This is a genomic window from Stecheria intestinalis (genome assembly GCF_009696165.1).
GTDB classification, from domain to species: domain Bacteria; phylum Bacillota_I; class Bacilli_A; order Erysipelotrichales; family Erysipelotrichaceae; genus Bulleidia; species Bulleidia intestinalis.
Window position 1 is genome coordinate 35,204 of record NZ_VUMN01000016.1, and the last position, 8,901, is coordinate 44,104.

General features: G+C 50.8%; 9 protein-coding genes. All 9 read right to left on the reverse strand.

Going from position 1 to position 8,901, the window contains the following annotated elements; genetic code table 11:
* Positions 1–12 precede the first annotated feature (12 nt).
* On the reverse strand, positions 13–561 hold the full coding sequence (frr, locus tag FYJ51_RS07700; protein ID WP_154504706.1) for a ribosome recycling factor: 549 nt from the start codon (positions 559–561) through the stop codon (positions 13–15).
* 19 nt (positions 562–580) lie between these two features.
* Positions 581–1,282 carry a UMP kinase gene (gene pyrH / locus FYJ51_RS07705; RefSeq protein WP_154504708.1) on the reverse strand — a complete coding sequence of 234 codons (702 nt, stop codon included), beginning with the start codon at positions 1,280–1,282 and terminating at the stop codon, positions 581–583.
* Positions 1,283–1,459: 177 nt separating this feature from the next.
* On the reverse strand, positions 1,460–4,156 hold the full coding sequence (locus FYJ51_RS07710) for a diguanylate cyclase domain-containing protein (protein ID WP_205946243.1): 2,697 nt from the start codon (positions 4,154–4,156) through the stop codon (positions 1,460–1,462).
* Between the two features lie 186 nt (positions 4,157–4,342).
* On the reverse strand, positions 4,343–5,314 hold the full coding sequence (locus FYJ51_RS07715) for a glycosyltransferase family 2 protein (protein WP_105304036.1): 972 nt from the start codon (positions 5,312–5,314) through the stop codon (positions 4,343–4,345).
* Positions 5,315–5,397: 83 nt separating this feature from the next.
* A complete protein-coding gene (locus FYJ51_RS07720) occupies positions 5,398–6,051 on the reverse strand; it encodes a hypothetical protein (RefSeq protein ID WP_105304037.1) in 654 nt (217 codons plus the stop codon).
* Positions 6,051–6,665 (reverse strand): hypothetical protein, encoded by a 615-nt coding sequence (locus tag FYJ51_RS07725; protein WP_154504712.1) that lies wholly within the window; start codon positions 6,663–6,665, stop codon positions 6,051–6,053. Before FYJ51_RS07725 ends, FYJ51_RS07720 begins: the two co-directional genes overlap by 1 nt.
* 11 nt (positions 6,666–6,676) lie before the next feature.
* Positions 6,677–7,675 carry a pilus assembly protein PilM gene (gene pilM, locus FYJ51_RS07730; RefSeq protein ID WP_154504714.1) on the reverse strand — a complete coding sequence of 333 codons (999 nt, stop codon included), beginning with the start codon at positions 7,673–7,675 and terminating at the stop codon, positions 6,677–6,679.
* 14 nt (positions 7,676–7,689) lie between these two features.
* Positions 7,690–8,472 carry a prepilin peptidase gene (locus FYJ51_RS07735; protein ID WP_154504716.1) on the reverse strand — a complete coding sequence of 261 codons (783 nt, stop codon included), beginning with the start codon at positions 8,470–8,472 and terminating at the stop codon, positions 7,690–7,692.
* Positions 8,469–8,900 carry a hypothetical protein gene (locus FYJ51_RS07740; RefSeq protein ID WP_154504718.1) on the reverse strand — a complete coding sequence of 144 codons (432 nt, stop codon included), beginning with the start codon at positions 8,898–8,900 and terminating at the stop codon, positions 8,469–8,471. The genes FYJ51_RS07735 and FYJ51_RS07740 overlap by 4 nt, the downstream gene beginning before the upstream one ends.
* Position 8,901 lies beyond the last annotated feature (1 nt).

Below are 8,901 nucleotides of genomic sequence, written 5' to 3' on the forward strand. Positions count from 1 at the left end.
GGATGTCATCGGTCATACTTTCAGAACTTCCTTGTTCTTCTTGTCAGCGAGTTCATCTGCCTGCTTGTTGTACTTGTCAGTCAGCTTCTGAATCTCGTTCTCGGCATCCTTCTGGATGTCTTCATCCATGGTCTTGTCCTTCTTGATTGCCGCATTCGCATCTCTGCGGATATTGCGGATCGCAACCTTGGTTTCTTCAGCAATCTTGCCGACCTTCTTGGTCATCTCCTTGCGGGTTTCACCGGTCAGCTGCGGCACAGACAGACGGACGACCTTGCCGTCATTCTGCGGAGCGATACCGAGATCAGCCATGTTGATGGCCTTTTCGATATTCTTGAGAGAAGACGGATCAAATGGCTTTACGACCAGGGTTCTTCCTTCTTCCACCTTGATGGAAGCGATCTGGTTCAGGGGTGTCGGACTGCCGTAATAATCCACGTTCACATCTGCAAGCATGTTCGGATTTGCCATGCCGGTACGGACAGTATTGAGTTCTTCTCTGAGGTGTTCAATCTGTTTCTGCATCTTTGCTTCGGATGATTCAACGATCGGGTAAGCCATACTTTTCTCTCCTTATGTCCTATTCAATGACGGTGCCGATTTCTTCACCGCGTACTGCCTTTACGATATTGCCAGGCTGATTCATGTTGAACACCATCAGCTTCATATGGTTGTCCATGCACATGCTGGTCGCCGTGCTGTCCATGACCTGAAGACCCTTGTTCAATAGATCCATATAGGTCAGATGACTGTAGCGGGTCGCATTCGGATCTTTCTTAGGATCAGCGGAATAGACGCCGTCGACGCCGTTCTTTGCCATCAGAATTACATCTGCCTTGATTTCTGAAGCACGCAGCGCCGCCGTCGTATCCGTGGAGAAATACGGACTGCCGGTGCCGCCGCCGAAGATCACGACTCTCCCTTTTTCCAGATGTCTGACCGCTCTTCTCTGAATGAATGGTTCTGCAACCTTCGGAATATCAATGCTTGTCTGCACACGGGTATCCACGCCGATGCCTTCCAGGCTTGATTGCAGAGCAAGCGCATTGATAATAGTTGCGAGCATGCCCATATAATCACCCTGGACCCGGTCAATGCCGATTTCCGCAACCGTCTTGCCGCGGATGAAATTTCCGCCCCCGACTACGATTGCGATCTGCACGCCAAGTGCGCTTGCTTCTTTGATTTCCTCAGCCAGATGTCTGAGGATTGCAGGATCAAAATTCTTCTCCTGACCGGAAAGTGCTTCGCCGCTCAGTTTCAGTAGTACACGCTTATACATTTCTGACCTCATTTCCCGGAATTCATTATAGCATCCCGTTATTGTCCTGCTACAGCAATTTCATAGCGCATCCCTGTCTGACGGAGCGGTTCTCTCGGAACTTTTCTCAGATCAGATCCGCATAGAAAGTCCTTCAGTCTGCGGTTCTTTCAGATCCGGAATGTTGTTTTTCAAACATCATGGTTCCGGGATCCCGATCGAGTTCTGCAGCGACCCGAAGAATACGGTCAGTACTGCAGTCCGATGATCAGAATCATTGCAAGCCGCAAAGCGGCATGCACCGTTCATGGATACCTGATCAGCAAACCGGACGGCGTGCCATCTCTGATCCGTCCGGGCTCCTTCAATCTGCTTTTCAGCAAGAGAACGATATGGTTCCGTTTCCAGCTTTTCGTTCAGCTGGCTGATCCCATGAATATCAAATTCTTCAAGCAGATCCAGAAACTCGTGATTCCAGCGCAGGCACCGGCAGTGCCCTTCTTTCTCTTCAAAGACTGCTGAAGGAGCTGGTGCCATCTTCGAGGGCGAAATCCTGAGCCGGATTGAACCAATTGTATCGTAATAAGTCCGCAGAGACATTTCTTCCAGCGGCGGCAGGAAGCCGGCCTTCAGGCGTTCTTCCAGCTGATCGGCCGGGAAAGCTGCTTCCGCTGCAGTCTTCTGCAGCTTCTGGCATCCTTCGAGCATCAGCATCGTTTCTTCTTCGCTTCCGCTGGTACCGGAAACGACGGACGTCAGATGAATCGTTCGGCCAAGCGACAGCATCCCTGTAAGGATTTCCTGATACCTGCCGGTTTCCTGATGATGTTTCAGCGTGGAAAGATTGATCCGCATCGCATCAAACTCCGGCTCCAGCAGTCCGTTCATCGCCATACTGCCAGCTCCGAAGTCATCTAGCCATACCCGGAAGCCCTGCTGGCACATCATTCTGACTTCGCAGTTCAATGCCTGATTCTCTGTGCTGAAGGCACTCTCAGAAAGGCCGAACGACACAATGCTGTGCGGAAGCCCGGCAGAATCAATGAGCTTCAGTCCATGTTTCCGGAACTCCTGGTCGAGGAATTCCTTGGAGGACAGCTTGCGGACCAGAGGAACGTATGGCCTGCCTTCCTTTTTCCGCGCAGCCATGATTGCAATACTTTCATCCAGCAGATAGCGGTTCAGTTCCGTTGCTCTGCCTGCTTCTTCAAGAGCCGGAAGATAGACTTCTTCCTGCATGAGTCCCCATTTCGGATCATTCCAGACCGAGATGATTTCCAGTTCCGAAGTTTCCCCGCTGACAAACCGCACTGCCGGCAAGAACTGCACTTCAATTCTCCGCTTCTCAATGGCTTCGGTCAGATGAGTCAGAACATATGCATTCCGGCTCTTCTTCTGCTGCAGATTCCAGTCATACCAGAAGCACATGACATCCGTATTGCGGATCTCTTCCGAAGCCAGACGCGCACAATCCACATTGTCCGCCACACCTGAAGCATTTCTGCCGCAGGCATAGAGACCCATATGAATCCGCATCGAAGACATTGCTGGCGAAGCAGAAACCATCTCCGGGAAGGTCTCCTGCATGTGCTTTACTCCTTCCCGATCTGTCAGAACCAGGAAATGATCTTCCGAGAAGCGGCAGACCAGATCAGAAGGAAATACCTTCCGGAGATCTTCGGCAAGCTCTTTGAGCAGCTGATCCCCTGCCGCAAAGCCCTGATTCCTCTCAAAGCTCTGGAACTCATCGATGCTCGTGTAGATCAGCACCGGATCTTTTCCCGCCTTGCGCAGTGCTTCTGCCTGAAGATCTGACTTCACGCGGAAATACATCGCATTGGGAAGACCGGTCAATGGATCGGCATCCAGCACGCGCGGCGCATTCTCATGATCGTATTCCGGCTTCCGGGAACCATCCAGAAACCGCGAACCGCTGATTCTTCCCTTGCCGGACGCTTTGCCTTCATACAGCTGCTCATCCGCCTGCGAGATCATCTTTCTCAGATCATCCGTGCCATGCGTATTGCCATAGACAAACCCGAGCGTGAACTCCGGGCATAATTCCAGCGTCCCGAACATGCGGGGCTTCAGGCTCTTCTTCCACTTCACGGCGGTCCGTTCGAAGTCCTGCCTGTCAAGGCCGGTCTGGATAATCAGAAACTCGTCGCCGCCGAACCGGTAGACCCCAGCTTCTCCGAACTGCTTCTTCAGGTTGTCCGCCATATCTTTCAGAATCAGATCGCCGACATCATGACCATACGTATCATTGTAAAACTTGAAATTATCGATATCTGCCATGCCTACAATGAGCCGCATATTCGCATAGCGGTCATAATCATTCCGCAATCCCATGCGGTTTCGAAGACCAGTCAGCTCATCACGCTCACTGACATTCTTCAGCCGCTGATTCGTTTCCGTCAGCCTGGCTTCCATGCTTGCAAGATCGCCGATGAAATCCCATCTCAGAAGCGCAACCGCACTCATCAGAATCGTCAGAAACCACATGACCGGATGAAACGCGATCCGGATCTCCATCGCACTCGTGATGATAAACGGAATCAGCAGGTACGATACAAACGGCAGAACCAGACCGTAGATCGGCGGAATGCAGAGCCCGCAGAATACGGCAGCCGTCAGCGGAACAAAGAAGATCTCCTGGCCCTTTGCCAGGTAATCCAGGGTCGCAATGCAGGGACTGACCAGGCATATGGAAAAGATATAGAAGTTCAGATACTTCCTGTATTTTTTTTCTGATCTACATACTTCCCGTTTCTTTGAGGCAAGCAGCACAAGCCCGCTGATCATCACTTCTGCACAGAGCAGAAGATAGACGATCCTCGGGCATAGCCCGATCTTCCATACGGTATTCCGATAGATGACAAACAACGCAGCCATCGAAAAGACTGCCAGGCTTCCCGAAAACCTCAGATTTGTCCGGAATGCCATCTCCAGATGAGAAGCCGGAAAAGCTTTCGCATCAAAATGGTTCCGACACCATGTTCGAATGTGTTCCGTCTGCATGATCTTAAAAATGAATCTGCCCCTTTGTTAATTCTATTTTAACACCATGCGGAATAACCGTCAGTCTTTATCTTCTTTCTGATCAGAAGTCCGTTCGCTGATGATATAGCGCGGGCGATGCTTGGACTCCATGTATGTCTTTCCGACATACTCGCCGATAATGCCGAGGCTTAATAAGATAATCCCTCCTAAGAAGCAGATGATGCATACCAGCGAAGCCCAGCCTGCCACGGTATGGCCGCTTACGGCTCTCACGATTGCCCAGATGATGCCGATGATGCCGATCAGTGAGACGAGGATGCCGAGCTTTGCGATCAGATGAATCGGCTCAATCGAAAGACTGGTGATGCCATCCACCGCAAGATTGATCATCTTCTTCAGCGGATAGTGGCTCTTCCCTGCCAAGCGCTCATGGCGCTCATAGTACACGCACGTACTTTTGAAGCCAACCAGCGGAAACATGCCTCTGAGAAAGATATTCACTTCCCGGAAGTCGGCAAAATGCTGCAGCACCCGGGAACTCACCAGACGGTAATCCGCATGGTTATATACCGTCTCTACGCCCATCCGATTCATGAATTTATAGAATGACTCCGCGCTGGTCCGCTTGAACCACGTATCTGTATCCCGCTTCGACCGCACGCCGTATACAATCTCTGCCCCGTTCAGATATTCCTTCACCATCTGATCCATGGCATTGATGTCATCCTGGCCATCGCAGTCAATCGAGATCGTGATATCGCAATGATCCTTGGCTTCCATGAGTCCGGCAAGCACGGCATTCTGATGGCCGCGGTTTCGGGACTGGGCAATACCGAGGTAGTGCTTATCCTGTGCAGCAAGGTCCGCGATGATCTTCCAGGTGAGATCTTTGCTGCCATCATTGACAAACAGAATTCTCGAATCTTCCGCAATCAGTCCCTGCCCGGCAAGATCCTGAATCTTCTTCAGAAACTGCGGTGCAGTAATGGGCAGCACCTCCTGCTCGTTGTAGCAGGGAATCACGATCCAGAGCACTGGTTTTTTCGTCATACATGATACCTCTTGAGACATTTTACCTGTCACGAAGTTCTTCTGCAATTCCCATCAGAAAAGCAGGAGCTCATTGCCCCTGCTTAATTGCTGTAAGCCTGTGCCCGATTCTGGAGTTCATCGCCAAGCGTATCATCCGTGGTGCTGTCATCCTGGCTGACCGTAAGACCAGAGAGATTGGAAGCACCTTCGGTCGTCTCGAAGAAGGTTACCTGAATCGATGCATTCAGATCATTGCCATCCTGGATGCCCGTTCCCGCATTCCGGTCATAGCCGGAAACCGTCACGTCCCTGATCAGACAACGGTACTTCATCTCAGACATCTTCTGCAGAACATTCCGGAAGTTCTGATAGGAAGTGCAGTGGAACGAGATCGTCACATCTCTGCGAACAATCGTCTGAGTCAATACCGGATCGCTCCAGGAGAGGCTGACATTGTCTGCATCTTCATCAAAGATCTCACCCATGGCTGTGATCTCTGCGCTCTGATTGTTGTAGATGCTGAGATCCCCGGTGACTTTTCCTTCCGAGTCCTCAATGACCCGCTGCATCTGGCTGATCTTCGATGCCTTGGCGGTCTCGACCTGAATCTCCGTCACCAGCGTATCCGTATTGTAATCGGCAAGCCTTGCCTGCACATTGCGGTAGACGACTTCATAGTAGAAGAACCCGAGGAACAGAACTGCACAGATCAGAAGAAGGATCTTCTCCCGTTTCGTGAATTCATGTGACAGCATCACTGATTCCCCCCTTCTGAAGAAGTAGCCCAGGTAATCACGACACTAGCCGTCACGAGGTTTCCGGTCTCATCCCCGGAAGCCGCTGCGGTCGTTACCGTAACATACCCATTTCGGGAATCATTCTGCAATGCCTTCAGGAATGTCGATACCGTGGAAAGATCCGTCACTCCAGTCTGCACCGTAATGGTGCTGCCGCTGATCGAGACATTCTCCAGCTTCACATACGGCATCATATCGGCATCCAGCATATCGAAGACACTGCCCTTGTCAGCTTCCATCTTCTCTTCATCCGTCATGTACCAGTCAGTCACTTCATCATACTGTTCCTTGACAGAATCATAGCTGCTGTTTGCTTCCTGCAGCTTCGTGAGCTGCGCGGCCATCTGATTATACTGCGCTTCCGCAGCATTCAGCTCATCCAGGCGATCATAGACCCCCACTTTCACGAATCCTGCCAGAACCGCCAGAAACACCGCAAACCAGATGATTGCTTTCTGATCCTTTGCTTTCTGCTCGTCGACGACGAGATTGATATACGTCTTTTCCGGATAGCGTGCTTTGACAGGCTTCAGACTGATTTCCTTTGAAAAGATGCTCTTCTTTTCACTCATCGATCAGCACCTCACTCCCCATAGAAGCAGATCCCGCAGGCTGCCGATCCGCTGATCAGCGCTTCCTCATCAGAAACTGCTGCATTCTTCAATGAACTGAGCAGAACCACCTTCAGCGGAACCGTATCGCTGATCTGCTTCACCAGCGGTTCAATCCAGGCCCCGCCCCCGGTCACATACAGCACTTCCAGGGAATTATCCCGCTTCTCATACGTATAGTAATTGACTGCCCGCATCACATTGACGGCAATCTCACCGGAAATATCTGAAACCGCCTCACTGTCCAGAACGCCATCCTTATTCTGCTTCAGGTGCAGCGAAGCGATATGAATATCGCAATTCATCTGTTCCGCAATCCGCTGTGCCATAGTCTCACAGCCAATCTCATAAGTCCGCTTGGTATCATAGACGCCATCTGAGAACATCAGAATATCAGAAGAATGATACCCAAGATCCAGAACTGCAAAATCCCGGTTTCTGCTTTCCGGAACCAGCCGGTTCAGAAGACAGCCGATCGCAAGGGAAGCCGGAGCAGCCTCGACAAGCTTCAGACCGATCCTCCGTAACATGGTCTGGTAATCCAGCATCTTCTGCTTTGAAACGGCTACTCCGAGCAGATCCATTCCAGTATCTTTCCCGGATTCATCGCTCTCAATGCCGATCATCGCATAGTCAAACAGGTAATCATCTTTCTCTCCCGTAATGAAATCATGAAACTCAAACGGAAGATTCACCTTCAGCTGGGCTTCGGTCATAAGCGGAAACTGCAGACGGCGGATAATCGTATCTGCATCCGGGACAGCAAGACATACCTTCTTTGCAGTGAACTTCTGCTCCTTCAGCACATCCTTCAGGAAGTCAGAAAGTCCGTCCATGGAGACAACCTCACCATTGCGGATGATATTGTCAGGCATATCGGCGGCGAAGAACTTGACCAGCTTATGATCCCTCACTTCAGCAATTTTCAGACGGCTGGAGCCGAACTCCATACCAAGCAATCCATTTGCCATACGTCAAAACCCCTTTAGAACAAGCTGAAATACCAGCTTACAATCGGCAATCCAACCAGCAGGCAGATCACAGAACTGATCGAGATCGACGGCCCGAACGGTATCTTCTGCCGGTGTAATAATAACACGAATAAAAGGCCCACGATGCAGGACAGGATAAGATTCAGAAAACCTTCTGCCGGGCCGAGATACAGTGACACCATGAAATACAGCTTGATATCTCCCCCGCCCATGCTGTCCTTCCCTGTGATCTTATCAAAGAGAAGCGAGAAAGCAAGCATGCCTCCGGCAATCGCAAAGCCTCCGATCAGTCCATTCTTCACCAGGGAGCCGATGGTTTCACCCATAAACGGAAGACAGATTCCCCACCAGACAATCCCGGCAATGATGAATCCATCCGGAATCTCATAGCTCTCCAGATCCACCAGCGATAATCCGAGAAGAATGCTCGCCAGTCCCATGGTCCTGACTGTTTCCATGCTCAATCCGAACCACTCCGCAAAGAATACGAACAGAAGTCCTAAGCCAGCCTCTGTCCATAAGCAGTCAGAAGGAATCTTCGCTCCGCAGTATCTGCATCTGCCCTTAGCAAGCAGATAGGTGAATACCGGAATCAGATCTCTCCAGCCAAGCACATGACCGCAGGCATCGCACTTCGAACGCCCATGAATCCAGTCCTCATGCCTTACAATCCTTCCGGCAATGCAGTTCATGAAACTGCCTAAAGCAGCCCCGAGAAAGAAGCATAATACAATCACCCAGATCTGGAATCCGATGGAAAAAGAACTCAGCCTCATTGCCTGCCCTCTTCCCAGCTCAGCGTGATCTTTCCCTCTGAGCACACGACTTTGATCACCATGGTTCCAGGATCTCCATAGTACTTCTTTCCTTCAATGACCATCGTGGAATCCTCGTTATATCCATAAGGCTTCTCTCCAACAATGGTATTCTTCACATTGTCGTAATACGCAACATATCCGCTGCTCGTCCAGTGCGGACATCTGCCATCGCTGCCATCTACCGGGCAATTCAATCCATTGTTTGAATTGATCCTGGCAACCGATTCTGCGGTATTCGCGGTCAGGCCATCATTGCCATGATCCACCCGGATCTTCATCCAGTCTCCTCCCTGAATCAGAAAGAACACCACGAAGAAGATAATCAACGGAATCAGAATCAGTTCCAGAACACTGATCTCTCCTCTGTTTCCCCCTAGCTTCTTCATA